This is a genomic window from Thiorhodovibrio winogradskyi, from assembly GCF_036208045.1.
Lineage (GTDB): Bacteria > Pseudomonadota > Gammaproteobacteria > Chromatiales > Chromatiaceae > Thiorhodovibrio > Thiorhodovibrio winogradskyi.
Genome location: NZ_CP121472.1, coordinates 3,313,342 through 3,337,739, shown reverse-complemented (window position 1 = coordinate 3,337,739; position 24,398 = coordinate 3,313,342). Strand labels below are relative to the sequence as shown.

The following is a 24,398-nucleotide window of genomic DNA, read 5'->3' as shown; positions in this document are numbered from 1 at the left end:
GAACCGACGTTGCTGCTTGCCAGGAGTTTGCCTCAGTCCTGATAAACAGCATGCGGTAACCAAGTGGCGAGTTCAGGGAACAAGGCGAGTGCACCCAGCATCAGCAACTGGATGGCGATAAAGGGCGCCACGCCCTGGTAAATCTGCACTGTGTCGAGCTGTGGCGGCGCCACCCCGCGCAGGTAAAAGAGCGAAAAGCCGAAGGGTGGGGTGAGGAAAGAGGTCTGCAGGTTGATCGCGATCATCACTCCCAGCCATACAGGGTCGAGGCCCATGGTTAACAGCACCGGGCCGACGATGGGTACCACCACAAAGGTGATCTCGATAAAGTCCAGAATGAAGCCCAGCAGAAACATCACCAGCATCACCAGCGCCACCGCGCTGACAGTTCCGCCGGGCAGGCCAGTGAGAAAACCCGTGACCAGATCGTCGCCATGAAAACCGCGAAACACCAGGGAGAAAATGGCCGCGCCGATGAAGATTAGAAACACCATGCTGGTCACCATGGCGGTCTGCCGCACCACCTCGCGCAGCGTGCCTGGGTTGAGCTGGCGCTGGAAGGCGGCGAGCAGCATGGCGCCAACGGCACCGACACCGGCGGCCTCGGTCGGGGTGGCCAGGCCGTAAAGAATAGACCCCAGCACGGCGACGATCAGCAGCAGCGGTGGCAGCAGGACCTGCACGACCTGTAACCACAGCCCGGAGCCGCCATGCAGGCGCTCGGCGGCAGGAATGGCCGGTACCCAGTTTGGCCGGATGATGGCGATTGCAATGAGATAGGCGATGTAAGCGGCCACCAGCAGCAGCCCAGGGATGAGTGCGCCGATAAAGAGATCACCCACAGAGACCGTCTTGGGCGACCAGATACCCATGTCGAGCTGCGCCTGCTGATAGGCACTCGAGAGCACGTCGCCCAAGAGAACCAGCACAATGGAGGGCGGAATAATCTGGCCCAGAGTGCCGGATGCGCAAATGGTGCCAGCGGCCAGGCTGGGCGAATAATTCCGCTTGAGCATGGTCGGCAGCGATAAGAGCCCCATGGTCACCACGGTCGCGCCGACAATGCCAGTGCTGGCCGCGAGCAGCATGCCGACCAGGGTCACAGAGATGCCCAGGCCGCCGCGCAATGGACCGAACAGCATGGCCATGGTGTCGAGCAGCTTCTCCGCCACCCGCGAGCGCTCCAGCATTACACCCATGAAGACGAACAGCGGCACGGCAATGAGCGTCTCGTTGGTCATGATGCCATAGAGACGATTCGGCAAGGCTTCCAGGAAGGCATGATCGAACAGCCCGAACCACTCGCCGATCAGCGCCATCAGCAAGGCGGTGCCACCCAGTGATAGCGCCACTGGATAGCCAAGCAGTAGCACCAGGCCGACGGTCACGAACAGAACCAGCGGCATCCACTCAGCCATGCGCCTGTCCCGATCCGCTTTGAGCGGCTGTTTGCGTCATGGTGGGCAGCGCTTGCTCGCAACCGACCAGAAAAAGTCCATTGCGCAGCACCCAGGCAGCGGCTTGAATCAGCATGAGCGCCGGCATCAGCAACATCAGGCTTTTCAGCAGCCAGACCCCGGGCAGGCCACCGGCCTCGCGCGAGCCTTCGCGGAGTTTCCAAGACTCAGCAACATAATCGAAGCTGGCAAGCAGAATCAACACACACACCGGGATGAGTAGCATCAAGGTACCGAGCAAATCCACCCAGGCGCGTTGGCGCGGGGAGAACCGCTGGGCGTAGAAAATATCCACTCGTACATGGCCGCCGCGCCCCAAGGTATAGGCCGAGGCCAGCATGAAGAGGGTCGCGTGCATGTAGGTGACCGACTCTTGCATGGCGATCCAGCCAAGGTCGAAGGCATAGCGCAGCACCACCACCAGAAAGGTCACCAGCACCATGAACAGCGCCAGCCAGGCGACGCCCTGGCCGAGCCAGAGGTTCACTGCCTCAAGCCCGCGCGCAAACCGCAGCAAGAACGCAGACTGGGTTTGGGAAGGGGGAGAGTCGGTCATGGTTGGTGCAATGGTCGGTGCCGGATCTCGATGGCAGGGTGGGGATGGGGCTACCAGCTAAAGAGCAACCACTGCGGAACGGATAGATTCGGCCCGTTGCGGTTTTCCTCCGAGTCAAGCTGGCCGTCGCCATCGGTGTCGAACAAATAGTAAGGCGGGCCGGCAAGAGGGTCGATTTTGACCATGTAGAGCTTGCCCCTGATACGATACTCGGTGATGACTTCCGACTCGGTCTCGGTAATGGTCACTTCGGGCTCAATGCCATCTCCTGGATAGGTGCCGGGCGCGGCCGGAAGGTCCGGTGTCGGCAGATAAATCGGATTGTCCATTGGCGCCTGAGCCGGCGCGTTGGTGGCGAATCCGAGCAGTGCCAAGGCCATCATCAGGGCTCTTGCCAATGCCTGCACAGGTGTCATCACAGCTGCCACCATTGGCGCCTTGACCAATGTGCGCAAGGGATTAGCGGGCCAGGTTGAGATCGATATCGCGCCCGCGGCAGGGTTGATCGACAGGGTTTTCATCAGTTGCACTCCAGCCATAAAGTAACGGCATGCGGGTTTTGCAGCGCGCGGGCAGTCGCATACCTGATCCAGCGTTGGGCGCATAGTTTAGTACGGATATCGCCCGCCTTGCCGCCTGAATCTGCCGCGCGCGCCAGACCGGCTTGCTCCAGAACCCGCTTGATCCAGATCCATTCCGTCATTGACCCCCCGTCATTGACCCCCCGTCATTGCCCCACAGTGCGACAGGAAAAAACCAGGATGCAAGAGGACCAACTGCTCGAACTCGATGCCCGTCACGCCTGGCATCCCTACAGCGCCACCCAAAATCCGGACCCTGTCTATCCAGTGCGTCGCGCCCAGGGCTGCGAGCTGGAACTAACCGATGGTCGCCGGCTGATCGACGGCATGGCCTCCTGGTGGTGCGTGATTCATGGCTACAACCATCCGCGCCTGAACGCGGCGGCCAAGGCGCAGCTCGAGGACATGGCCCATGTGATGTTCGGTGGCCTGACCCATGCGCCGGCCATGGGGTTGGTCGAGCGGCTGGTGCGCCTGACACCGGCGCCGCTTGAGCGGGTGTTTCTGTGCGATTCCGGCTCGGTCGCGGTCGAAATCGCGCTCAAAATGGCCATGCAATACTGGCAGGCGCGTGGTGAGACGGGCAAAACCCGCTTTCTGGCGCTGCGTCGCGGCTATCATGGCGATACCTATCACGCCATGTCGGTGTGCGATCCGGTCACTGGCATGCACCGCTTGTTCAGCGGCTCGCTGCCGCGACAGCTGTTCGCGCCAGCGCCTGCCCCGGCTTTTGGCCAGCCCTGCACGGATGCGGATATCGCCGAGTTTGCCCAGCTGCTCGAAACCCATGCCCATGAGCTGGCCGCCGTCATTCTGGAACCCATTGTCCAGGGCGCAGGCGGCATGCGATTCTACGCAGCTGAGTATCTGACCCGGGTGCGTGCCCTCTGCGATCAGCATCGGGTGTTGCTCATCGCCGATGAAATCGCCACCGGCTTTGGGCGCACCGGGCGGCTGTTTGCCTGCGAGCATGCTGGCATCAGCCCGGACATCATGACCTTAGGCAAGGCGCTGACCGGTGGTTATCTCACCTCCGCCGCCACTCTGACCACGGAGGCCGTCGCCGAGACCATTTCCGCCGGCGACCCAGGTGTTTTCATGCATGGCCCAACCTTCATGGGGAACCCGCTTGCCTGTGCCATTGCCAATGCTAGTATCGACCTGCTGCTTGAGGATGGCCGGGAGAGTAAAGGGGAGGGTGGTTGGCAGGCCAATATCGGGCGGATTGAGTCCCGGCTGCGCACCGGCCTCACGCCCTGTCGCGACCTGCCAGGCGTGGCCGAGGTGCGGGTGCTAGGCGCCATCGGTGTGGTGGAGATGCGCGAGCCGGTCGCCATGCGCGCCATCCAGCGCCGCTTTGTCGACCAAGGCGTTTGGGTGCGGCCTTTCGGACGCTTGGTCTATTTGATGCCGCCTTTTGTGATCCAAGATGCGGAACTCGACTGCCTCTGCGCCGCTATGCATGCGGTGCTTGCCGCATGATGTCTATCACGGATCAGCCACCCGCCATGCTGTGCCGACGGGTGCTTTCCGCTATGATAACCCGCTTGAATTTTGCTTTTTCGCGCAGTCGAACTCTCTCATGCCAATCTCTAACGCCAACCTCTGATGCCAAATTTTGATGCCAAATTCTGATGCGGACCGCTCTCAATCAAGGCGTGCACCAGGACATTGCTCTTGCGACGGACGACCGGCCAATGGGTGATCGGCCAATCGGTCATGCTGAGCCCTTCATCTGGCCAGTGCGCGTTTATTACGAAGATACCGACGCCGGTGGCTTGGTCTATCACGCCAACTATTTGCGATTTTTCGAACGCGCGCGCACCGAATGGCTGCGCGCTATCGGCTATGAACAGGACCAACTGCGCGAGCAAGAAGACCTGCTGTTCGTCGCGCGTCGTGCCGAGATCCGTTTTCAGCGGCCGGCGCGTTTCAACGATGCCCTGCTGGTGAGCGCGGCCATTGCCGGGCATGGTGGCGCCAGTATCGATTTCACCCAGGACATCCGCCGCCAGGGCGACGGTCAACTCTGCTGTAGCGCGACCTTCAACATCGCCTCGATCAGCGCCGCGCGTCAGCGACCCAAGCGCATTCCGCCGTCCTTGCTGGCCCGGCTGTCCGCTCATCCTTCCGCCCGCCATGCTGGCGATCATTCTGGAGAGACCTCCCATGGGCTCTGAGCTTTCGCTCTTGACTTTGTTCGTCAATGCCGGTTTGACGGTGAAACTCATCCTGCTGGTCTTGGTGCTGGCCTCGGTGCTGTCCTGGGTGATCATCTTTGATCGCTCGCGGGTGCTGAAACAAGCCCGCCAGGCGGCGGAAATCTTTGAGCATCGCTTTTGGTCGGGAGGTGATCTGAGCGCCCTGTACCGCGATCTTGGCCAGAACGAGGCCAGCGGCTCGGGGCTGGCATCCATTTTCCGTGCTGGCTTCAAGGAATATGTGCGGCTGCGCAAGATTGAACCCGACGACACCATGGCGGTCATCGCCGGCGCCGAGCGCTCGATGCGCGTCGCCCTAAGTCGCGAGATGGACCGGCTCGATGCCAATCTCTCAGCCCTTGCCACCATCGGCTCCATCGGCCCCTATATCGGCCTGTTTGGCACCGTGTGGGGCACCATGAACGCCTTCTATGCCCTTGGGAATCTGCAGCAGGCGACCCTGGCGGTGGTCGCGCCGGGTATCTCCGAGGCGCTGATTTCCACCGCCGTCGGGCTTTTTGCCGCCATTCCGGCGGTGGTCGCCTTCAACCGCTATGTCGATCAGGTCGAGCGCATGCACAACCGCTATGAAGAGTTCATGGAAGAATTCTCCACCCTGCTGCAGCGCCAGGGCCATCAATAGTCGTCATCTTCAGGATCGCCATCAGCGATGACTATCAGCGATCACCATCAGCGATCACCATCAGCGATGACTGGCAGTGAACATCCGATTGGTTGACCCGGGACCGAGACTCCGATGAAGCGCAAAGACCGCCGCAACCGCCGCCGGCCCATGGCCGAGATCAACGTGGTGCCTTACATCGACGTGATGATGGTGCTTTTGGTCATTTTCATGGTCACGGCACCTCTGATCAATCAGGGTGTCAAACTCGACTTGCCCCAGGCACAGGCCAAACCCCAGCCGTCCGAGGAGCGGCCGCCCGTGGTCATCCATATCGATCAATTTGGCGATATCTACCTGGATCTTGGCGATGCCAGCCCCGAGCCGGTGGACCAGCGGCAGCTGTTCGAACGGCTGGAATCGGCGCTTGCGGGCGCGGCTGACGTGCAAGTCATGCTGCGCGCGGATGAGTCTGTCTCCTACGGGCGCATTGTCGATGCCATGGTCGCCGCCCAGGCTGCCGGGGCGCCCAGCGTGGGCTTGGTCACTCAGCCGCCGCTTGAGGAGACACCCTAGACAGGCCGCCATGTGGCACATTCTGGAACGCAATCCGCGCGCCCTTCTGTGGGCGCTGCTCCTGCATCTGGTGCTGGCGATTCTGCTCTTCGGCAGTATCGACTGGACGCTTGGCGATCAGCAACTGGGCTCGGAGGAGACACTCATCGAGTCCAGCCTGATTCTGTCGCCCGAGCTGCGGGAGCGCGTCGCCGAATTGCGCGATCCGGCCGCCTTTCGCGCGGAGCAGGAAGCCGAGCGTCAGCGCCAAGAGGCTGAGCGCCAGGCCGCCGCGCAACGGCTGGCCGAGGAAAAAGCCCAGCGCGTGGCCGCCGAGGCCGAGGCCGAACGCCAGCGGCAGGCAGAACAGCAAGCGCGGCGCCAGGCTGAACGGGAGGCCGAACGCGAAGCCCAACGCCAGGCCGAGTTGCAAGCCCGGCGCGAAGCCGAACGCGAGGCCCGTCTGCAAGCCGAGCGCGAGGCGCAACGCCAGGCCGAGCTGGACGCGCGCCGCCAAGCTGAGGAAGACGCGCGACGCCAGGCCGAGAAACAGGCCCAGCGCGAGGCGGAAGCACGTGCTAGACGCGAAGCCGAGAAACAGGCCCAGCGCGAGGCGGAAGCCCGGGCCAGACGCGAAGCCGAGGAACAGGCCCAGCGCGAGGCGGAAGAACAGGCCAGACGCGAAGCCGAGGAACAGGCCCAACGCGAGTCCGATGAAGCTGCCCGTCGCGAGGCCGCCGCGGCCGCGCGGGTGCAGCAACTCGCCAGCGAATGGGTACCCAGAATCAGCGGCCGAGTGGCACAATTTTGGATTCGGCCGCAAGGTCTTCAGGTCCAGGTCTCGACGCTCGTGCGCCTGCAGCTCAATCCGGGTGGCGAGGTGGTGCCTGGCAGTGTCAAAGTGATTGAGAGCAGCGGTTACCCGGCTTTCGATACCTCGGTGGTGCGCGCCATCATGGATGCCTCGCCGCTGCCAGTACCCGATGGTGATGACTTCAAGGTCTTCAAGGACTTCGATTTTCGCTTCAAACCTTAGGAATTCGCGATCATGCCGCGTCTGTTCTCCCTTCTGCTGCTGTGCCTGCTCAGCCTCCCAATCCAGGCCCGCCTGACGATTGAAATCACCGGCGGTGTCGAGGGCGCCCAACCCATCGCCGTGGTGCCCTTCGGCCTGGTCGGGGGCGCCCAGCCCGGTGTCGATATCGCCAGCGTCATCGCCGCCGATCTTGCCCGCACTGGCCGCTTCAAGCCCATGCCGACGCGGGAAATGCTCAAGACCCCCCACCGCGCCGAGGAAGTCGATTTTCGCGAATGGGAGTTGCTGGCGACCAATAACCTGGTCATCGGCGAGATCAGTCCGGCCGAGGGCGGCGGTTACCGCATCGACTACAGCCTGTTCGATGTCTATGGCGGTAAAAAATTGCTCGGCAGCAGCCTGCGCGGCAGCGAAAAAAGCCTGCGCCTGAGCGCACACCGTATCGCCGACGCCATCTATGAGAAACTCACCGGCGACCCCGGCGTCTTCTCCACCCGCATCGCCTATGTCACCTCCACCGGGCGCGGCACCTCGGACGAGCGCGTCAGCCTGCGGGTGGCCGATGCCGATGGCTACAACCCTCAAACCATTGTCGACTCACCCGATCCCATCATGTCCCCGGCCTGGTCGCCGGACGGGCGCAAGCTCGCCTATGTGTCCTTCGAGAATCGCCAGTCCTCGATCTATGTCCAGGAACTGGCCACCGGCAGGCGCGATAAAATCGCCAGTTTTCCAGGCCTTAATGGCTCCCCGGCGTTCTCCCCCGATGGCGCCCGCATGGCCATGACCTTGTCGAAAGACGGCAACCCAGATGTCTATGTGATGAACCTCGGCAGCCGCCAACTCACGCGTCTGACCGACCACTACGCCATCGACACCGAACCGGCCTGGTCACCCGACGGCGGCACTCTCTTCTTCACCAGCGACCGTGGTGGCCAGCCGCAGATTTACCGTGTCCCGGCCAGCGGTGGCGCGGCTGAGCGGATGAGCTTCGAGGGCGACTACAACGCCGCCGCCCAGGTCGCCCCCAACGGCCGCGCGCTAGCTCTGGTCACGCGCACCGGCGGGCGCTTTCGCATCGCCTTCGACCAACTCGCCGGCGGTCGCCGCCTGCTGAGCAGCGGGCCCCTGGATGAATCGCCCAGTTTCGCGCCCAATGGCAGCATGGTAATTTATGCCTCGCAAAACAATGGCCGCGGGGTTCTGGCCGTCACGCCCATCGCCGGTGGCTCGGGCCAACGCCTGACCCAGGATGCCGGCGAGGTGCGCGAGCCCGCCTGGTCGCCTTTTCTGCGCTGATGGATCGTGTTTGACCCTGAAACATCCTCTAATCCGGAGAATCGCGTGAAAAATCCGCTGATCGGTCTGCTGGCCAGCTTGACCCTGATCCCCCTGCTCACTGGCTGTCCATCGACGCCGACCCAACCCGACGATGGCTTGACTGGCGCCGAGCTTGATGCCATGGGGCGTGGCGCCAGAACCTCGGGTATCGATGATCGCCGCGGCTCGCCGTTGGATGATCCGTCCAGCCCTCTGTATCAACGTGTCATCTACTTTGGTTACGATGCCACGGCCATCGATCCCAAATATGCCGACCTGCTGCGCGCGCATGCCGACTACCTGGCTCGCACCAGCGATGCGGCCCTGGTGCTCGAAGGTCATACCGATGAACGCGGCACCCGCGAATACAACCTTGCGCTAGGCGAACGTCGCGCCGACGCTGTGCGTAGCTTCCTCGTGACCGAGGGTGTGTCGCCGCGGAAGATCCGTACCCTGAGCTATGGCGAGGAACGTCCGGCCGAGATCGGCAGCAGCGAGCGCGCCTACTCGCTGTCGCGTCGTGTCGAGCTGGTTTACTGAATCTATTGATCAAGGTGGATCCTTTGACTCGATATCACATCGGTCTGCTCGCCGCCGGCCTGTTCGTTCTTGGCCCCTTGGTGTCAGACGCGGCCAGCGCCGACCCCATGCTCGAGGCCCGCATCGCCAAGCTTGAGCGCATGCTCAGCGAGCAGCGCCTATCCGACGTGCTGCTGCAAATCCAGCAACTCCAGCAGGAAGTGCAGGATCTGCGCGGAATTGTCGAGAAGCAGCAATTCCAACTGCGGCGCCAGGGGCAAGGACGGTCTCCTGATTCTCCTGGAGGGGATGCCCAAAATACCGGCATGGCCGAGGGCATGAGCCCGGATCCGCCTGTCCAACATCTGTCACCCGACGGCGTTACAAATCCGCCGCCCTGGCTGGGTGTTCCCGGCCCGAATACCGAGCCAAACCCGAATTGGCAAGGTCTTGATGCTCGCCCCAGTTCTGGAACCCATCTTGAGCTCACGCCCGAGGATACCCTGTTGCCGGCCCTGCCCGCGCCGGAAACCCAGGGCGGCGGTGAGCGCGATGCCTATCGCGACGCTTTTGAACACCTGAAAGCGCGCGACTACGAGGCTGCCCGGGTAGCCTTCGAGAACCTGCTGCAAACCTATCCGCGTGGCGATTTTGCCGACAACAGCCGCTACTGGCTCGGCGAGATTAGCTACCAGTCCAAGGATTATCCCGAAGCTCGCGCCGCCTTCGAGCAACTCATGCAAGAATACCCATCCAGTCCCAAGGTGCCAGGCGCCATGCTCAAGCTCGGCTATCTCGACTCCGACCTAGGAAACCTCGACCAAGCCCGCGCCATGCTGCAGGCCGTGATGCGTCGCTTTCCCAATACCGCCGAGGGGCGCCTGGCCGCCCAGCGACTGGCGGACATCAATAAGACCATCGATAACCGCTGAGGCATGGCTCCAACCGATTTCAACCGGCGCTTGTGTGACTGAAACTCAACGATGACAAGCCTCCCGCAGTCTAGTACAATGCCTGATTAGGGCTGAGTGGCAGAGTGGTTATGCAGCGGCCTGCAAAGCCGTGTACCTCGGTTCGATTCCGGGCTCAGCCTCCAACAACAAACCCCGTCGGCTAATGCGCCGATCCAAGCCATCTCCGGGGCTTTGTCTCAATCAATTCCATCCTCGCTCTTTCCCCTCCTTAGCCTTATCTGCCCGGGTGGCGGAATTGGTAGACGCAAGGGACTTAAAATCCCTCGGCTTTTGCTGTGCGGGTTCGAGTCCCGCCCCGGGCACCATTGATTTACAAGGGAAAATCTAGAAACGGCTGTTTCTTTCGGGGAACCGAAAATTATGGGGAACCCTGGGGGAACTTCTGGCGGGGTTCCTGTGCGGTCTTATTCGGGATACTGGGGGTTTTTGCAGCCGCTGAACCTACTGTGCGGTCGGCGGTTGCGAGGGGTACTAGACAGGGGGAACGGGACTGCGGCTGTCCCAGTAGCTGGGTCAATCCGCTATACTATTGCGAAAATGCGAACTATTTTCGTATAGGGGATTGTGATGGCTCCTCCGCGCATTTGGCCGCAAGAGCTTTATCTTCCGCAGTTGGATGTCCGCCTGCTTCACCGGGAGGGGCTTCTGTTCAGCGGAAGTTCGCTTCGCTTGTCTTGGCTGCATCTGCAACGCGAGTGCGAAATCTTTGTCCGAGGCGATCAGCTGTTGGTTACCTGGGGACGGGGGTACTCTGAATCTGTCGAGATTATCTGGCGTCAAGGGACGCTTGGCGGGCGCTACCCTTCGTTGCGGTGTCCCAACTTCCAGCGCTCCGCGGCGTTGATTTATGGGCATGACAGGTTCTTTGGTTGTCGGGTTTTCAAGCCCGTGGCTTATCGTTGCCAGTCCGAGAGCCGGTATGATCGGACGTTGCGGCGGGCGGGGAAGCTCCGCGAGCGTCTAGGTTGGCAGCGTGGTGTGATCCAGCCTGTGGGACAACGTCCGTTCTATATGAACCGGACAACCTTTGAGCGCATCACGACTCAGATTGATGAGCTGACACACCAGGCTCTGGGAGTGACGAATAAGCGCTTGGAATGGACCATCCATGGCTTGGAGGGGCGTCGCGAGGACGCCCATGCTGTTGGATCAACTGCGTCTTGATGCTTCCGCCTGCAGCACATCGCACCAGTCGAGGCTGTCTTTCCCTCTTGGAATAAATCGATGCCGGCTACTTGGCAGCGCGATTTTGGCAGGTACAGGTAGCCAAGATCCTGAAGTCGCTTGGCCAATCGCCGCGCTGCCCGTTCTCCTGTGCCAGAGTGGTCCCGATCTGCCCAGATGGTGACATGCTCGACGCCGGCTGGCGGTTCCCAACAAGCAAGCAATGATGCGCTGCCAGTTGCCCAGACGGGCATTCCCGGGGGCAACCGGGCGGGCCACTCCTGTTGCAGTGATTTCACTGCTTCAGTGTGGCGTATCCGCGCGCACTTTGCCGGGTGGGGGGGCTGCGGCCACAATCGGAGCGCGATCAGAGCTGTGGCTTCGGGGTGCTGAGGAAGCTCACTAATCAGGAAGCTCATTGAACATGCCGTTCATCTGGAAATCGGCGTGACCTGGGCGAGTACTCGACCAGGTGCGCAACTTCAGCAGCGCGTGCGTTTTCAACCCAGCATGGCCGAGATTCTGGGCGAGGCGGGGCGGAACTTTCGCGCCCAGCATGCGCGATCCGACATGGAGTTATTCGGAACCATCGATCAACTCTAGCGAGATCAGAACGAGGCGCAAGGTCGGGTCACGCTGAAGGCCGTTGTCGATGGTAGGATTCAATCGGTGCAAACAACCTTCGACGAAACCAGTTACAGCCTGGCCGTTCAGGCCCATGATCAGCAGTGGCCGGTGTTGGTGCGCGGCGACTTAGAGCGCCATGGGCAACGCTGGCACCTAGCCGATGCGCAGTTCGTCAGCGTTGGGATGGTGGATGATGAAGACGGCAATACCAACACAGGATGCGACCGATGACCTCTCCCGCAGAAGCCGACATGGAACAAATCCTGCCGGCCGAACTCGCGGCGCTTGGTTGCCAGGCGAGCATCGAGGCCAAGATCGGCCCTGATGAGCGCGCCGCCGAGGCGGACTTCCGCACCCGTGCCCAGCGCGGTCAAGGCAGGAACGCACGGGGGCTCGAACTGCTCGAAAAGGCAAGGGGAGGCAACTTGGGAAAATCGGAACATGCGCCTTGAATAGGATCCAGCCTGCAACATCGCCCACCGTGCCAGCGTTCAATGCGGTGTTGTGATTCCACACATGGGGCAAAAGCAAACTTGACCATCCTGCAAAGCCAGATTAACGACGCCCCCAGACAACTCTGCATCGATCTGCCGCCGGAATGGGAGCATCAACGCGTGGAGGTCATTGTGCGTCCGCTCACAGATTGCTCTCCTCAAGCGAGCGCCGTCGAAACGTCCGTCGAACCGGCGAACTTTTGGCACGCCGTCCTGAACATGCGCGCCGCGCCCGATTTCGAGCCGATTGACTGGGCGCCCGAGGAGATCTACGGGTGGCGTGATCGTTCTATTCGGGAGCCCTTTCAATGGCCCGACTGAGTTATTTGCTCGACACCAATGTCCTCTCCGAATCCTTGGCAAAAACGCCAAATCCTGGCGTTTTGGGGAAACTTGAGGTTCATGCGTCAACACTGGCTCTGGCAAGCGTCACCTGGCAAGAGCTGCTTTATGGGATGTCGATCCTGGAACCAGGCCGACGCCGCGCACTCATCCAAGATTACCTCTTATCCCGCGTGCAATCCATGAGCGCCGTCGCCATCGAACTGCCGGATGAAGCCATCGCACGCCTCCAGCGCTTGTCCACCGAGAATGGTGTGACGCCTGCCGACATGGCGACCAATGCCGTTCTCGAATGGCTCGATGACATGGACGATCTGCGGCTCGCCGAACAGCGATGGGCCGACTCGCAGCGTAACCCGTTGCCGCCCGTTCCCCTGTCCGAATTGATCAACCGCTATAGCCTGGACGATTGAGTACGACCTTCGTCAACCGGCTCGCGCATCGTCTTCGCGCCGGCGGCGGGTCACCGGCAACCTGCTCGAGGGTGGCCTGGGTTGCCGCATCGAGCTGCTGAAAGGGGTGATCGGGTGCGCGCAGGGGAGCGAGCAAGCGTTCACTGACAGCCTCGAGCCGATGGCGCTCCTCGGCACGGGTTTGCCGGGCGGCCACCCGCTCGAGGTAACGCGCCGGGATGAGCTGCTCGTGCATCAGCTGTTCGAACTCAGCGGGAAGATTCAAGGCCTCTACCCGCTGCTGGAGTGCGGTGAAGAAAAACACCAGGGTCGCGACTTGCTGATCGCTTCCCATTGCTGAGCGAACGGCAGACCCTGGCCGCCATCCGCGTGCTGGCTCGGATGTGGTGACTTGGGAGATGGATCGAGATGCGCCATGCCTTCCATGGCGAACGTTGGACGATATTTTTTCCGTTGTGTTCCGTACTATTTTCGGATACCAAAGGGCGGGACCGAATATTGACTGCGGCTTGGCACCATGCAAAGCGCTGCCGCGAATCAGGCCGAGGAAATTTGGACAATTCAGGCGACGCGCATAATGATAACGCGAAGTACCAATCACAGCGGCTAGCAGGCGATGCGCTGATTAAACGTCTCGACCGGATATCATCCCAGATTGTCGACATAATCTCTTGACTTCTTGGTCTAGCAGGCATTAACCTCGTCGATTCTAATAAATTGTCGACAATATTGCAGATGCTGGCCGCCATTCCCAAGCCGCCTGATAGCGACACCCTGGCCGACCGGGTCTTCGCGCAAATTCGCCGCGCCATTGTCGAGGGGGAGATCGCGCCCGGCAGCAAGCTGAGCGAGCCCTCGCTGGCGGAGCGCTTCGCGATCAGCCGCGGGCCGCTGCGCGAGGCCATGCGGCGGTTGGAGGCGACTCATCTGGTGGAGCGCCGAGCCAATGTCGGCGCGCGCGTGGTGTCGCTTGGCGCCGAGCAGCTGGTGGAGCTTTATCAGGTGCGCGAGATATTGGAGGGGCTGGCGGCGCGGCTGGCGGCGGAGGCCATGACGGACGCCGAGATTGCCGAGCTGCAAGGCTTGCTCGAGGCGCATCGCGCCAGTGTCGCGCGTGACCACTGGCAAGCCTATTTTCAAAGCGAGGGTGACTGGGATTTTCACTATCGTATTGTGCATGGCAGTGGCAATAGACGCCTGATCGCGATTCTGTGCGATGATCTCTACTACCTTGCACGCATGTACCGCTGCCAGTTCGGCATGAAAAGCGAGCGCGCCACCGCGGCACTGAAAGAGCATGGCCTGATCGTCGATGCCATTGCCGAACGCGATGGCGAACTGGCCGACTGGCTGATGCGCCGTCACATCCGCGCGTCGCGCCGCCATGCCGAGCAGTGCATCGCGAGCCACCCGCACCATCCAACCATGAGGCCCGTCGCATGAGCCAGCCCACCCCGGCCACCGATCCCAATCCCAATCGCAATTCCAATCCCTCCAAGCATCTCGATTTGACGCCGGGCGGGCGCCTGCGCGCAGCCCTTGGCGAGGAACAGCCCCTGCAGGTCGTCGGTGCCGTCAACGCCTATCACGCCATCATGGCCGAACAGCTCGGCTTTCGTGCCCTGTATCTGTCTGGCGGCGGTGTGGCGGCGGCCTCTTACGGCATGCCGGATCTTGGCATCACCAGCCTGGATAATGTGCTTGAAGACACGCGCCGCATTACCTATGCCAGCGAGCGCCCGCTGTTGGTGGATGCCGATACCGGCTTTGGCGGGGCGCTCAACATCCAGCGCACCGTGCGCGAGCTGATCCGTGCCGGCGCCGCTGGCTGTCATATCGAGGATCAGGTCGCGGCCAAGCGCTGCGGCCACCGGCCCAACAAGGCCATTGTGCCACTGGCCGAAATGGTCGATCGCATCAAGGCGGCGGTGGACGCGCGCAGCCAGGATTTTGTCATCATGGCACGCACCGATGCCCTGGCGGTCGAGGGGCTGGAGCCGGCCATTGAGCGCGCCCAGGCCTGCGCCGAGGCCGGCGCGGACATGATCTTTCCCGAGGCCGTGACCGAGCTGGATCAGTATCGACGTTTTGTCGCGGCGACCGGGGTACCGGTGCTGGCCAATATCACCGAGTTTGGCAGCACGCCGCTGTTCACCACCGATGAACTCGCCGCGGCCGGTGTCGCGCTGGCGCTCTATCCCTTGTCCGCTTTCCGCGCCATGAATCTGGCCGCGCTCAAGGTCTATCACGCCATCCGCCAGGAGGGCACCCAGGCCGGCGTTGTCGACATCATGCAAACACGCATGGCGCTCTATGAATTTCTCGACTACCACGCCTTTGAAGAACATCTCGACCGGCTCTTTGCCGAACAGCGCCACAACACCGCGGACTGAGGTCTTGCCCTCGCCGGTGTCGCGGACTTCCTTCCCGTCCACTCTAGATTCCTTCTGGTCTACCCGGAGCAGCCCATCATGACTGACAGCCCAACGACCACCACGGCCCCGATGTCCTCCAAGCCGAAAAAATCCGTTGCCCTGTCCGGCACCGTCGCCGGCAACAGCGCCATTTGCACCGTCGGGCGCACCGGCAACGACCTGCATTATCGCGGCTTTGATATTCTCGACTTTGCCGACCAGGCGGAGTTCGAGGACATCGCTTATTTGCTGATTCACGGCCGCTTGCCCACGTCCGCTGAACTCACGGCGTACAAAGTCAAATTACGCGGGCTGCGCGGACTGCCGGCGGCACTCAAGACGGCGCTCGAACAGCTACCGCCCTCGGCCCATCCGATGGATGTGCTGCGCACCGGTTGCTCGATCCTCGGCACCCTGGAGCCCGAGAAAGACAGCATGCCAGCGGCGGCAACGCGCGACATCGGTGACCGCCTGCTCGCGAGCTTCGGCTCCATGCTGCTGTATTGGTATCACTTCGCGCACAACGGCCGGCGCGTCGAGGTGGAGACCGACGATGACTCCATCGGCGGTCATCTGCTGCATCTGCTCCATGGCGAGCGCCCGTCCGCGACCTGGGTGCAAGCCATGCACTGCTCGCTGATTCTCTACGCCGAGCACGAATTCAACGCCTCCACCTTCGCCGCCCGGGTCATCGCCGGCACCAATGCCGATGTCTACTCGGCCATCAGTGGTGCCATAGGCGCGCTGCGTGGTCCCAAGCATGGTGGCGCCAATGAGGTGGCCTGCGAGATCCAGAGCCGCTATGCCAATGCCGATGAAGCCGAGGCGGACATCCGCGAGCGGCTCGCGCGCAAGGAGATCATCATCGGCTTTGGCCATCCGGTCTACACCACGGGCGACCCGCGCAATCAGATCATCAAGGCCGTCGCCCGCCGCCTGAGCGAGGACAGGGGCAATTTGCGCATGTTCGAGGTGGCCGAGCGGCTGGAGTCGGTCATGTGGGAGGCGAAAAAGATGTTCCCCAATCTCGACTGGTTCTCGGCCGTCTCCTACCACCAGATGGGCGTGCCCACGGCCCTGTTCACGCCCATTTTCGTCATCTCCCGCACCACCGGCTGGATTGCCCATGTGATCGAGCAGCGCCAGGATGGCAAAATCATCCGCCCCAGCGCCAATTACATCGGCCCGGAGAACCGTCCCTGGGTGCCGATGGAGCAGCGCTGAGCCACAAATCACTAGCCACCAACCACTAGCCACTAACCACTTCCCCATGAGTTCCCATACCGCCGACACCAACCTGCGTCCCGATCCAGATGCCGAGCTTGTCGCCATCGCCGACTATCTCTGTGATACCAAAATCGACTCCGCCGAGGCACTGACCACCGCGCGCCATTGCCTGATGGACTCGCTCGGCTGTGCCATGCTGGCGCTGCAATACCCGGAGTGCACCAAGCATCTCGGCCCCTTCGTGCCCGGCACCCTGGTGCCGAATGGCGCGCGCGTGCCTGGAACCTCCCATGTGCTCGATCCCGTCAAGGCCGCTTTCGACATCGGCGCCATGGTGCGCTGGCTGGACTTCAACGACACCTGGCTGGCCGCCGAGTGGGGCCATCCGTCGGACAATCTCGGCGCCATTCTGGCGCTGGGGGATTTTCTTTCGCGCCAGGCCATGGCGCGTGGACCTGCGAGCGAACAGGCGCCGCTGACCGTTGCCGACATCCTTGATGCCATGATCCGCGCCCATGAGATCCAGGGCGTGCTGGCGTTGGAGAACAGCTTCAACCGCGTCGGTCTGGACCATGTGCTGCTGGTCAAGGTGGCCTCCGCTGGCGTGGCCGCGCGCATGCTGGGGCTGGACAAGGACCAAGTCATCGATGTGCTGAGCCATGCCTGGATCGATGGTCAGTCCCTGCGTACCTATCGCCATGCACCCAACACCGGCTCGCGCAAATCCTGGGCGGCCGGGGATGCCAGCTCGCGTGGCTTGCGCCTGGCCATGATGGTGGCCAAGGGCGAGATGGGCCTGCCATCGGCGCTGACAGCCAAGGGCTGGGGTTTTCAGGATGTTCTCTTCAAGGGCGAGCCACTGCGTCGCTCACGCGACTATGGCAGCTATGTGATGGAGCATGTGCTATTCAAGCTCAGCTTCCCGGCCGAGTTCCATGCCCAGACGGCGGTGGAATGCGCCATGGCGCTCCACCCCGAGGTGCGTGATCGTATCGATCAGATCGAGCGCATTGAGTTGACGACACAAGAAAGCGCCATTCGCATCATAAGCAAGGACGGCCCACTTCACAATCCGGCCGACCGTGATCACTGCCTGCAGTACATGGTAGCCGTGCCGCTGCTGTTCGGTCGCCTGAGCGCCGAGGACTACGAAGACGCCGTGGCCCTAGACCCGCGCATTGATCAACTGCGCGCGAAAATGCAAGTACGCGAGGATCCGCGCTACAGCACCGAGTATCTCGACGCCGACAAGCGCTCCATCGCCAATGCGGTGCAGGTGTTCTTCAGCGACGGCAGCGCGACCGAGAAGGTGGAGGTGGACTATCCCATCGGCCATCGCCGCCGCCGCGACGAGGGCATTCCGGTGCTGGAGAAGAAGTTCGCCGCCGCGCTGCGCACCCGTTTCCCGCGCCGACAGGCCGAGCGCATCCAGACGCTATGCCAGGATGAAACCGCGCTTTTAGCCACGCCCGTGCCACGATTCATGGAATTGCTGCTGCCGTAAAGTCAGGCAGTCCTCGAAACAGTCCGCGCAACCGACGCAAAAAAACCGCGCCCCCTGCGGGCGAGCGCGGTTTTCTGCTCTGTAGCGGGAGTTCGGCTGATTAAATCTCGCCAGTCACCCAGTAATCGATGCGGTTGCCGTTGTTCTCGATGTACTGATCGACGGCTTCTTCATAGGAGCTTTCCTGGGCGTCGTACATGCTCGCCTGCAGGTCGTCGATTGGGATTTGCATGCGCGAGAGGAAGCTCGCGGCCTGGATGTGATCCTGGTAGAAACCCTTGCGTGCCAGGGCCACGACGCGCTCGAAACTGCCGAGCACGCCCTTGGGGTCCTCGATGTAGCGCAGGTCATAGGCGCCGAACATCCAATGCGGGCTCCAGCCGGTGACCACAATCCACTCATCGCGACGCACGGCGCGTTCCAGAGCCGCCGTCATCGCCGCGCCGGATGAAATCTGTAACTCGTAGTCGAGGTCGTAGTCTTCAAGTGCTTGCTGCGACAGCCGGGTCAGGCCGGCGCCGGGATCAATGCCGGTGATGGTGCCGTCAAGCTTCTCTTTCACTTCGTCTTTTTTCAGATCCTCGATGGAATTGAGCACATCCTCGGGGATGTCATTCGGCACCGCCCAACCGAGCTGGGCATGGGTGTAGAGGATGCCGAGCGGCACCACATCCTTGCACACCTTTTCCAGATAGTCCCCGTGCGTGCCTGGCTGCCAGGACATCAGCATGACATCGATATCACCGTTGGCCACGCCCTGGTACTGAGGCGCGATATCGGTCTGCACCAGCTCGACCTCATAGCCGAGCCGATCCTCAAGCAGTTTGGCGGCGAGTTTGGTGACGAATTCCGCATCCGACCAAGCGGTCCAGCCGATTTTGATCGAGTCCGCGGCCATGGCGCCGGCGCTAAGACCGACGGTCAGGGCAAGGGCGAGAAGGGATTTGAGACTGTTTTTCAACATGGAGACTCCTTAAGATAAGGATTGAAAGAACACCGCCGGCAGCTGGAAGCGGGTTCGGCCGCGCGCCGACGGTAAAGAGCGCGCCCCCTGGGAAAGGGACGCTCGCGGGAAAAATGCAAATGCAATCAGTCGACCACAGCGGCGTGATCGGGATGGCGTCCGGCCCAGCGGCGTAGCCGCGAGAGCAGGCTCGGGCCAGCGCGGGTGCGCACGCGGCCATAGCTTTGAGTGATGCGATCGAGCAAAATCGCCAGCAGCACCACGCCAAGCCCGCCCTCGAAGCCCAGGCCGACATTCAGCCGCTGGATGCCCGTCAGCACCGTATTGCCGAGTCCGCCGGCGCCGATCATGGAGGCGATGACCACCATGGACAGCGCCAGCATGATGGTCTGGTTGATGCCGGCCATGATGGAGGGCATGGCCAGCGGCAACTGCACCTTAAACAGCAACTGCGAGCTGGTGCAGCCAAAGGCCTTGCCCGCTTCCACATGCTCGGTGCTGACCTGGCGAATGCCGAGATTGGTCAGGCGCACCGCCGGCGGCATGGCGAAAATCAAGGTGGCAATGGCCCCCGGCACCTTGCCAAGCCCAAAGAAAATCGCCGCCGGAATCAGATACACAAAGGGCGGCATGGTCTGCATGAAATCCAGAATGGGGCGCGCGATCATCTCGACCTTGTCATTGCGCGCCATGGCGATGCCGATGGGAATCCCAATGGCCAAGGCCACCAGGCTGGAGGCAATGACCAGCGCCAGGGTCACCACGGTTTCCTTCCAAATATCCATGCCAAACAGCAGCGCCATGGCGGCGATGGCAAAGAGCCCAAAGCGCCAACCCACGCGCCAGGTGGCCAGCAGGACAATCAAGGCTGCCAGCAGCAGCGGCGGAAAGAACAACAGCAGATTCTCGAAGGCGTCGATGATCAGGTCCAGACCATCGGCGATGGCATCGAGCAGCGGGGTCAGATTGTCTTGAATCCAATCAACGCCGGCCTCGACCCAGTCGCCGATGGGGATATCGAAATCGAGATCAGACTTAGCCATTAGGTCGTTTTATCCAAGGTTTGCAACAAAATGGTCTTGTCGATAATGCCGCGATAACGCCCCTGTTCATCGACCACCGGCACTGGATGCTCACTGCTCGCCACGCGCGAGAGCACCTCCGAGAGATCCATCGTCGCCGACGCCGGCTCGAGATCCGCGATAAAGGCCTGATCCCAGTGGGTGCCAGTGGTTTTTGCCGCGGCGGCCAGGGTATTGACACTGACCATGCCGCGATAGCGGTTTTCTCGATCCGTCACCACCCCGAGCGCCCGTCCGTGATCCTGCAATTGCGCGAGCGCGGCACGCACGTTCATCCCGGTGCGTTCAAAGACAATCAACGCACGATTGGAGGCGATATCCCCGGCCGTGAATACCTTGCTGACATCCACGCCATAAAAGAAAGAGCGCACATAGTCATTGGCCGGCTGGGTGACGATCTCCTCCGGCGTGCCAATCTGAACCACCCGACCGCCCTCCATGATGGCAATACGGTCGCCAATGCGAATGGCCTCGTCGAGATCGTGGGAAATGAACACGATGGTGTGGGGCTTTTTGTCTTGCAAGCCGACCAGTTCATCCTGCATCTCGGTGCGGATCAGTGGATCGAGCGCCGAGAAGGCTTCGTCCATCAGCAGGATGGGCGCCTCGGTAGCCAGCGCCCGCGCCAGCCCGACACGCTGGCGCATGCCGCCGGAAAGCTCATCGGGATAGCTATCGGCATAGGGCTCCAGGCCGACGGTGGACAACGCTTGAATCGCCTGATCGCGGCTCTGTTGACGCGTCTTGCCCGCTACATCCAGCCCAAAAGCGGCGTTCTCGGCCACCGTCTTATGCGGCAGCAGGGCGAAGGACTGGAACACCATGCTCATCTGGTGGCGGCGCATATCGATGAGTTCCTGCTTGTTCATCGCGGTAATGTCGATACCGTCAAGCAGAATACGCCCGTGCGTGGGCTCGATGAGGCGATTGATCATGCGCACCAGGGTGGACTTGCCAGACCCCGACAGCCCCATGACCACGAACACCTCGCCCGCGCGGATGCTGAAGCTCGCCTGCCGCACGCCAACGGTGGTGCCGGTGCGCTGGAAAATCTCATCCTTGCCCAGACCCTGATCGAGCAGCCGAATGGCCTCATCGGGCGCGGGGCCAAAAATTTTGTACAGATTCTCGATGACGAGCTTGTCAGTCATGCGCACTTTGTCGATTCTAAAGGCGAGCGCGGAATGCGCACCGGTGGCGGCCTATCCCCCGATCAATTGGTCAATCGGGTTCACGAGCTTTAGGTTGCGGCGATTGGCTCGGGTGTGGGCTCTGTGTGTCAGGCTGTAACGCGCGTGGCGCAACGCGAAAGAAGCGGACGGCGTCCGCGATGAGTGGCGGTGAAGGAAAAATGCCGTGATGTCCGAGCAATCTTTCCAACATCTTTTTTACCCTAGCAGCTCCAACCAGCGGATTCAACCGACCACCAGACACTCCAGGCAAACACCCAGGAAAATTCCCAGGTACCTGCCACACGCATGAGGCCCACAACCCAAAAGGCGGAATAAGACTTGCATGACGCCCATGATCTCCTGACGTTTCTCGGACCGACGCCCCACTGGAAACTGTGTCGACGCTCTGGGTTATCGCTATAGAGAGTTGATTTTCATGGCCGCTTCCGCTCAGCCCCGACTTCATCCGGAAACCGCAAGCCTCGACTCCCTGATGCCGCACATGCCCCAGGTCAGGGCATACAGCACCAGTTTGGACGCCCTCGCCGAGCGCTGGAACCTGCTCACCCTGCTCGGGCAGATGAGCAACATCGGCATGGACATGACCGAAACCCGCGAGGGCTTTCAGAACCTGACCAAAGAGCTGCTGCACCATCTTGGCACGGAGAATCTCAAAAAGACCGTCGCCGAGATGCAAGCCAAGGCGCAGGTGGCGGTGGATATTGTCATCCGCAATCTGTTTGAGCGCACGGCGGATATTGGCTTTCTGGCCACGGACGATGACTTTCGTGATTTTATCGCCTCTCTTGAGGGCGGCACGGGCTCCACGGATGCAGAGGCGGAAAGCTCAGCCAGTCATCACAGCATCAAGACCCGCTTTCGCGAGTATGTGGCCAAGTATTCGGTCTATGACAACATTGTTCTGCTCAGTCCCGGTGGGCAGGTGTTGGCGCAGCTCGATGACGCCAATCCCGTCAACCAGTCGCAAGATCCGTTGATTCGCGAGGCCATGGAAACCAGCCGCGACTATGTCGAGGTCTATCGTGCCTCGGATCTCGACCCGCGCCGTGAGCGCAGCCTGATCTACGCCTACCGGATTACCGAGAACAACTCGCCCAAATCGCGGGTGCTCGGAGTACTCTGCCTGATGTTTCGCTTCGAGGACGAAATGGCCGGGGTGTTCGCGCACCTGATCACCCCCGATGACTGGGAAGTCTTGCTGTTGCTCGACCGCGACGGGCGCGTCATCGCCAGCAATGACGAGCACCATATTCCCGTGGGTGCGCGCATGCAGGCGCGGCTGGACACCCCTTATGGCATAGCGCGCTTCGGCGGGCGCGAGTATCTGGCCACAACCCGCGTCACCCAGGGCTACCAGGGCTATGCCGGCCCTGGTTGGTTCGGCCATGTGATGGTGCCACTGACCTATGCCTTCGAGAAAAATCTGGACGGCGGCGCGGACCAGATCGACGCGGCCATTCTCGATGCCGTGATGCGCCGCTCCAATTTGTTTTCGGATGCGCTGCGCAACATTCCGCGCCAGGCGGATAAAATTCAGAAAGAACTTGATGTGACCGTGTGGAATGGCAATGTGCGCATCGCCAACACCAAATCGGGCGAGAACAGCTTCTCGAAAACCCTGCTTGGGGAGATCAGCAAGACGGGCGCGCGCACCAAGGAGGTGTTCGAGGAGTCCATTGGAGATCTCAATCAGACCGTGGTCTCGTCCATTCTCGCCGATGTGCAGTTTCGCGCCTCGTTGGCCATCGACATCATGGACCGCAACCTCTACGAGCGCGCCAACGACTGTCGCTGGTGGGCGCTGACTTCCTACTTTCGCAAGAATCTGATTGCCGAGCAGATCGGCGACCAAGAGCGCGGCGCGCTCGGAAGCATTCTGAGTTACATCAACAATCTCTACACGGTCTACACCAATCTGTTTCTCTACGACCGGCTTGGCACCATTGTGGCGGTGTCCAATCCGGATTTGCGCCAAGCCATCGGCACCAAGCTCGGCGAGTCCTGGGTGATGGAAACCCTGGCGATTCGCGACTCCCAGATCTACAGTGTCTCGCCTTTTGCCCGCACCTGGCTGTACAACGACCGCCATACCTATATTTATGGCGCTTCGGTCACCGCCATCGACAATCCGCGGCAAATCCTCGGCGGTATAGGAATTGTGTTTGACTCCGAGCCCCAGTTTTCCGCCATGCTGCGCGATGCTCTGCCCAAGAGCGAGCGCGGCGACATCCTCGATGGCTGCTTCGCGGTCTTTGCCGACCCAGAGCGCCAGGTGATCGCCTCCAGCCACAGCCAACTTGCCCCAGGCGACAACTTGGAGCTAGACCCGGAATTTTTCGCGCTCAAGCCCGGCGCTGGCGTGTCCAACATCGTCGAATACCAGGGCGCCTATTTCGTTGTCGGCGCCCGCGCCTCGCGCGGCTATCGCGAATACAAAAGCCCGGGCGACCACTATCGTAACGATGTGATCGCCTTGGTATTCATGAAAATCGGCTCAGTTGCGGATACCAACACCGAATCAAGCGATGGGCGCAGCGCTAGTGATCAGACCAGTTATCGGACTAGTGATCGTGCCCGTGGCGAACGGCCGATCTACCCCCAGCCCTCGGGCAACGAACTCACCACGGACATCTCCACCTTCCTGATTGGCGGACGGCTGTTCGGCATTGAGTCCTGCGATGTTATCTGCTCCATCAACGACCAGCAGGTCACCCCGCTGGTGTGCGCCAACCCTGGCTTTGTCGGGGTGTTTTCTTTTGGCGGACAGACGGTTGGCGTAATTTCCATCCGCGAGCTGCTGGGCCTGAGCGACCACGGCTACAATCCCGAGAGCGATGGTCTGCTGCTAGTGAAGGTCAAACCCCGCCCCGGGGTGAGCGAAGACGAGGGCATTCTTGGCATCGTCATTGACCGCATCATGGACAGCCCGGAGATTCCCAACCGCAGCATTTCCCGCTACGGCTCGGAACTGGCCGGTAAATCCGTGCTGACCAAGGCCGTGGTGCGTCCAGACAGCGGCAACGAGCGCGCGACCATGCTCTCCATTCTGGATGTCGAGGGACTGGAGGAGCGGGTGGTTCGCACTCGCGCCAGTCACGGCGCATCCGAATTACCACTGCTTGGGCGCGACCCGACGCATTAGAGCTCCATCCA

General features: G+C 61.5%; 26 protein-coding genes and 2 tRNA genes. 19 read left to right on the top strand and 9 right to left on the bottom strand.

What is annotated here, in order from left to right; all coding sequences use genetic code 11:
• Positions 1 to 32 precede the first annotated feature (32 nt).
• The 3 genes from Thiowin_RS15050 to Thiowin_RS15040 are packed head-to-tail and all read right to left on the bottom strand — an operon-like array spanning position 33 to position 2,429.
• Positions 33 to 1,418, bottom strand: coding sequence for a TRAP transporter large permease (locus Thiowin_RS15050; protein ID WP_328983815.1), 1,386 nt, complete (start codon positions 1,416 to 1,418; stop codon positions 33 to 35).
• On the bottom strand, positions 1,411 to 2,013 hold the full coding sequence (locus tag Thiowin_RS15045) for a TRAP transporter small permease subunit (RefSeq protein ID WP_328983814.1): 603 nt from the start codon (positions 2,011 to 2,013) through the stop codon (positions 1,411 to 1,413). Before Thiowin_RS15045 ends, Thiowin_RS15050 begins: the two co-directional genes overlap by 8 nt.
• Before the next feature lie 50 nt (positions 2,014 to 2,063).
• A complete protein-coding gene (locus Thiowin_RS15040; protein WP_328983813.1) occupies positions 2,064 to 2,429 on the bottom strand; it encodes a DUF2782 domain-containing protein in 366 nt (121 codons plus the stop codon).
• A 345-nt stretch (positions 2,430 to 2,774) separates the two neighbouring features.
• Here Thiowin_RS15040 and bioA point away from each other — a divergent pair, with 345 nt between their 5' ends.
• The 10 genes from bioA (at position 2,775) to Thiowin_RS14990 (ending at position 10,126) form a co-directional block, all read left to right on the top strand.
• The gene (gene bioA, locus Thiowin_RS15035) at positions 2,775 to 4,076 is read left to right on the top strand and encodes an adenosylmethionine--8-amino-7-oxononanoate transaminase (RefSeq protein ID WP_328983812.1); all 1,302 of its coding nucleotides are present in this window, start codon (positions 2,775 to 2,777) and stop codon (positions 4,074 to 4,076) included.
• A 215-nt stretch (positions 4,077 to 4,291) separates the two neighbouring features.
• Positions 4,292 to 4,774 carry a tol-pal system-associated acyl-CoA thioesterase gene (gene ybgC, locus Thiowin_RS15030; RefSeq protein WP_328988088.1) on the top strand — a complete coding sequence of 161 codons (483 nt, stop codon included), beginning with the start codon at positions 4,292 to 4,294 and terminating at the stop codon, positions 4,772 to 4,774.
• On the top strand, positions 4,764 to 5,438 hold the full coding sequence (tolQ, locus tag Thiowin_RS15025; RefSeq protein WP_328983811.1) for a protein TolQ: 675 nt from the start codon (positions 4,764 to 4,766) through the stop codon (positions 5,436 to 5,438). The genes ybgC and tolQ overlap by 11 nt, the downstream gene beginning before the upstream one ends.
• A 114-nt stretch (positions 5,439 to 5,552) precedes the next feature.
• The gene (gene tolR / locus Thiowin_RS15020) at positions 5,553 to 5,993 is read left to right on the top strand and encodes a protein TolR (protein ID WP_328983810.1); all 441 of its coding nucleotides are present in this window, start codon (positions 5,553 to 5,555) and stop codon (positions 5,991 to 5,993) included.
• 10 nt (positions 5,994 to 6,003) lie between these two features.
• Positions 6,004 to 7,008, top strand: coding sequence for a cell envelope integrity protein TolA (gene tolA, locus Thiowin_RS15015; protein WP_328983809.1), 1,005 nt, complete (start codon positions 6,004 to 6,006; stop codon positions 7,006 to 7,008).
• A 12-nt stretch (positions 7,009 to 7,020) separates the two neighbouring features.
• Positions 7,021 to 8,307 (top strand): Tol-Pal system beta propeller repeat protein TolB, encoded by a 1,287-nt coding sequence (gene tolB / locus Thiowin_RS15010; RefSeq protein WP_328983808.1) that lies wholly within the window; start codon positions 7,021 to 7,023, stop codon positions 8,305 to 8,307.
• Between the two features lie 45 nt (positions 8,308 to 8,352).
• Entirely contained in the window at positions 8,353 to 8,868 is a 516-nt protein-coding gene (gene pal, locus Thiowin_RS15005) for a peptidoglycan-associated lipoprotein Pal (RefSeq protein WP_328983807.1), read from the top strand.
• 23 nt (positions 8,869 to 8,891) lie between these two features.
• Entirely contained in the window at positions 8,892 to 9,779 is an 888-nt protein-coding gene (gene ybgF / locus Thiowin_RS15000) for a tol-pal system protein YbgF (protein WP_328983806.1), read from the top strand.
• Between the two features lie 90 nt (positions 9,780 to 9,869).
• Positions 9,870 to 9,943: transfer RNA gene (locus tag Thiowin_RS14995), tRNA-Cys, on the top strand.
• Between the two features lie 98 nt (positions 9,944 to 10,041).
• A tRNA-Leu gene (locus Thiowin_RS14990) sits at positions 10,042 to 10,126 on the top strand.
• 738 nt (positions 10,127 to 10,864) lie between these two features.
• Here Thiowin_RS14990 and Thiowin_RS14985 read toward each other — a convergent pair.
• Positions 10,865 to 11,239, bottom strand: a complete 375-nt coding sequence (locus Thiowin_RS14985) for a toprim domain-containing protein (protein ID WP_408034222.1) — start codon at positions 11,237 to 11,239, stop codon at positions 10,865 to 10,867.
• 148 nt (positions 11,240 to 11,387) lie between these two features.
• A complete protein-coding gene (locus Thiowin_RS14980) occupies positions 11,388 to 11,543 on the bottom strand; it encodes a hypothetical protein (RefSeq protein ID WP_328983804.1) in 156 nt (51 codons plus the stop codon).
• Positions 11,544 to 11,654: 111 nt separating this feature from the next.
• On the opposite strand from Thiowin_RS14980, the gene Thiowin_RS14975 reads away from it, so the two are divergent.
• From Thiowin_RS14975 to Thiowin_RS14960, 4 genes are all read left to right on the top strand, one after another.
• Positions 11,655 to 11,843, top strand: coding sequence for a hypothetical protein (locus Thiowin_RS14975; RefSeq protein ID WP_328983803.1), 189 nt, complete (start codon positions 11,655 to 11,657; stop codon positions 11,841 to 11,843).
• Positions 11,840 to 12,064, top strand: coding sequence for a hypothetical protein (locus Thiowin_RS14970; RefSeq protein ID WP_328983802.1), 225 nt, complete (start codon positions 11,840 to 11,842; stop codon positions 12,062 to 12,064). The genes Thiowin_RS14975 and Thiowin_RS14970 overlap by 4 nt, the downstream gene beginning before the upstream one ends.
• 81 nt (positions 12,065 to 12,145) lie before the next feature.
• On the top strand, positions 12,146 to 12,427 hold the full coding sequence (locus Thiowin_RS14965) for a hypothetical protein (protein WP_328983801.1): 282 nt from the start codon (positions 12,146 to 12,148) through the stop codon (positions 12,425 to 12,427).
• Positions 12,428 to 12,432: 5 nt separating this feature from the next.
• Complete coding sequence (locus Thiowin_RS14960; RefSeq protein ID WP_328983800.1) at positions 12,433 to 12,861, top strand: PIN domain-containing protein; 429 nt, start codon at positions 12,433 to 12,435, stop codon at positions 12,859 to 12,861.
• Here the strand turns inward: Thiowin_RS14960 and Thiowin_RS14955 are convergent.
• Complete coding sequence (locus Thiowin_RS14955) at positions 12,836 to 13,195, bottom strand: DUF6399 domain-containing protein (RefSeq protein WP_328983799.1); 360 nt, start codon at positions 13,193 to 13,195, stop codon at positions 12,836 to 12,838. The two genes, Thiowin_RS14960 and Thiowin_RS14955, sit on opposite strands and share 26 nt — an antisense overlap.
• A 401-nt stretch (positions 13,196 to 13,596) precedes the next feature.
• Here Thiowin_RS14955 and Thiowin_RS14950 point away from each other — a divergent pair, with 401 nt between their 5' ends.
• From Thiowin_RS14950 to Thiowin_RS14935, 4 genes are all read left to right on the top strand, one after another.
• The gene (locus Thiowin_RS14950; RefSeq protein WP_328983798.1) at positions 13,597 to 14,304 is read left to right on the top strand and encodes a GntR family transcriptional regulator; all 708 of its coding nucleotides are present in this window, start codon (positions 13,597 to 13,599) and stop codon (positions 14,302 to 14,304) included.
• Positions 14,301 to 15,254, top strand: coding sequence for a methylisocitrate lyase (gene prpB / locus Thiowin_RS14945; protein WP_328983797.1), 954 nt, complete (start codon positions 14,301 to 14,303; stop codon positions 15,252 to 15,254). The genes Thiowin_RS14950 and prpB overlap by 4 nt, the downstream gene beginning before the upstream one ends.
• A 78-nt stretch (positions 15,255 to 15,332) precedes the next feature.
• Entirely contained in the window at positions 15,333 to 16,499 is a 1,167-nt protein-coding gene (prpC, locus tag Thiowin_RS14940; RefSeq protein ID WP_328983796.1) for a bifunctional 2-methylcitrate synthase/citrate synthase, read from the top strand.
• Between the two features lie 46 nt (positions 16,500 to 16,545).
• Positions 16,546 to 18,006, top strand: a complete 1,461-nt coding sequence (locus Thiowin_RS14935; RefSeq protein ID WP_328983795.1) for a bifunctional 2-methylcitrate dehydratase/aconitate hydratase — start codon at positions 16,546 to 16,548, stop codon at positions 18,004 to 18,006.
• A gap of 100 nt (positions 18,007 to 18,106) precedes the next feature.
• Here the strand turns inward: Thiowin_RS14935 and Thiowin_RS14930 are convergent, their stop codons facing one another.
• The 3 genes from Thiowin_RS14930 to proV form a co-directional block, all read right to left on the bottom strand.
• Positions 18,107 to 18,970, bottom strand: a complete 864-nt coding sequence (locus Thiowin_RS14930) for a glycine betaine ABC transporter substrate-binding protein (protein ID WP_328983794.1) — start codon at positions 18,968 to 18,970, stop codon at positions 18,107 to 18,109.
• A 125-nt stretch (positions 18,971 to 19,095) separates the two neighbouring features.
• The gene (locus tag Thiowin_RS14925) at positions 19,096 to 20,013 is read right to left on the bottom strand and encodes an ABC transporter permease (RefSeq protein WP_328983793.1); all 918 of its coding nucleotides are present in this window, start codon (positions 20,011 to 20,013) and stop codon (positions 19,096 to 19,098) included.
• Complete coding sequence (proV, locus tag Thiowin_RS14920) at positions 20,013 to 21,203, bottom strand: glycine betaine/L-proline ABC transporter ATP-binding protein ProV (protein WP_328983792.1); 1,191 nt, start codon at positions 21,201 to 21,203, stop codon at positions 20,013 to 20,015. The genes Thiowin_RS14925 and proV overlap by 1 nt, the downstream gene beginning before the upstream one ends.
• A 457-nt stretch (positions 21,204 to 21,660) precedes the next feature.
• Between proV and Thiowin_RS14915 the strand changes: the two genes are divergently transcribed.
• Positions 21,661 to 24,387 carry a chemotaxis protein CheW gene (locus Thiowin_RS14915; protein WP_328983791.1) on the top strand — a complete coding sequence of 909 codons (2,727 nt, stop codon included), beginning with the start codon at positions 21,661 to 21,663 and terminating at the stop codon, positions 24,385 to 24,387.
• Positions 24,388 to 24,398: the final 11 nt, after the last annotated feature.

What these genes read in the sequence shown, in the direction of transcription:
- tolR (WP_328983810.1), top strand. Translation starts at nt 5,553, where the DNA reads ATGAAGCGCAAAGACCGCCGCAACCGCCGCCGGCCCATGGCCGAGATC.
- Thiowin_RS15050 (WP_328983815.1), bottom strand. Translation starts at nt 1,418, where the DNA reads ATGGCTGAGTGGATGCCGCTGGTTCTGTTCGTGACCGTCGGCCTGGTG.
- Thiowin_RS14955 (WP_328983799.1), bottom strand. Translation starts at nt 13,195, where the DNA reads ATGGGAAGCGATCAGCAAGTCGCGACCCTGGTGTTTTTCTTCACCGCA.
- Thiowin_RS15040 (WP_328983813.1), bottom strand. Translation starts at nt 2,429, where the DNA reads ATGACACCTGTGCAGGCATTGGCAAGAGCCCTGATGATGGCCTTGGCA.
- tolQ (WP_328983811.1), top strand. Translation starts at nt 4,764, where the DNA reads ATGGGCTCTGAGCTTTCGCTCTTGACTTTGTTCGTCAATGCCGGTTTG.
- Thiowin_RS15045 (WP_328983814.1), bottom strand. Translation starts at nt 2,013, where the DNA reads ATGACCGACTCTCCCCCTTCCCAAACCCAGTCTGCGTTCTTGCTGCGG.
- Thiowin_RS14915 (WP_328983791.1), top strand. Translation starts at nt 21,661, where the DNA reads ATGGCCGCTTCCGCTCAGCCCCGACTTCATCCGGAAACCGCAAGCCTC.
- prpC (WP_328983796.1), top strand. Translation starts at nt 15,333, where the DNA reads ATGACTGACAGCCCAACGACCACCACGGCCCCGATGTCCTCCAAGCCG.
- Thiowin_RS14950 (WP_328983798.1), top strand. Translation starts at nt 13,597, where the DNA reads ATGCTGGCCGCCATTCCCAAGCCGCCTGATAGCGACACCCTGGCCGAC.
- proV (WP_328983792.1), bottom strand. Translation starts at nt 21,203, where the DNA reads ATGACTGACAAGCTCGTCATCGAGAATCTGTACAAAATTTTTGGCCCC.
- ybgC (WP_328988088.1), top strand. Translation starts at nt 4,292, where the DNA reads ATGGGTGATCGGCCAATCGGTCATGCTGAGCCCTTCATCTGGCCAGTG.
- bioA (WP_328983812.1), top strand. Translation starts at nt 2,775, where the DNA reads ATGCAAGAGGACCAACTGCTCGAACTCGATGCCCGTCACGCCTGGCAT.
- tolB (WP_328983808.1), top strand. Translation starts at nt 7,021, where the DNA reads ATGCCGCGTCTGTTCTCCCTTCTGCTGCTGTGCCTGCTCAGCCTCCCA.
- Thiowin_RS14985 (WP_408034222.1), bottom strand. Translation starts at nt 11,239, where the DNA reads ATGCCCGTCTGGGCAACTGGCAGCGCATCATTGCTTGCTTGTTGGGAA.
- Thiowin_RS14935 (WP_328983795.1), top strand. Translation starts at nt 16,546, where the DNA reads ATGAGTTCCCATACCGCCGACACCAACCTGCGTCCCGATCCAGATGCC.
- prpB (WP_328983797.1), top strand. Translation starts at nt 14,301, where the DNA reads ATGAGCCAGCCCACCCCGGCCACCGATCCCAATCCCAATCGCAATTCC.
- Thiowin_RS14930 (WP_328983794.1), bottom strand. Translation starts at nt 18,970, where the DNA reads ATGTTGAAAAACAGTCTCAAATCCCTTCTCGCCCTTGCCCTGACCGTC.
- tolA (WP_328983809.1), top strand. Translation starts at nt 6,004, where the DNA reads ATGTGGCACATTCTGGAACGCAATCCGCGCGCCCTTCTGTGGGCGCTG.
- Thiowin_RS14925 (WP_328983793.1), bottom strand. Translation starts at nt 20,013, where the DNA reads ATGGCTAAGTCTGATCTCGATTTCGATATCCCCATCGGCGACTGGGTC.
- Thiowin_RS14970 (WP_328983802.1), top strand. Translation starts at nt 11,840, where the DNA reads ATGACCTCTCCCGCAGAAGCCGACATGGAACAAATCCTGCCGGCCGAA.
- Thiowin_RS14980 (WP_328983804.1), bottom strand. Translation starts at nt 11,543, where the DNA reads ATGCTGGGCGCGAAAGTTCCGCCCCGCCTCGCCCAGAATCTCGGCCAT.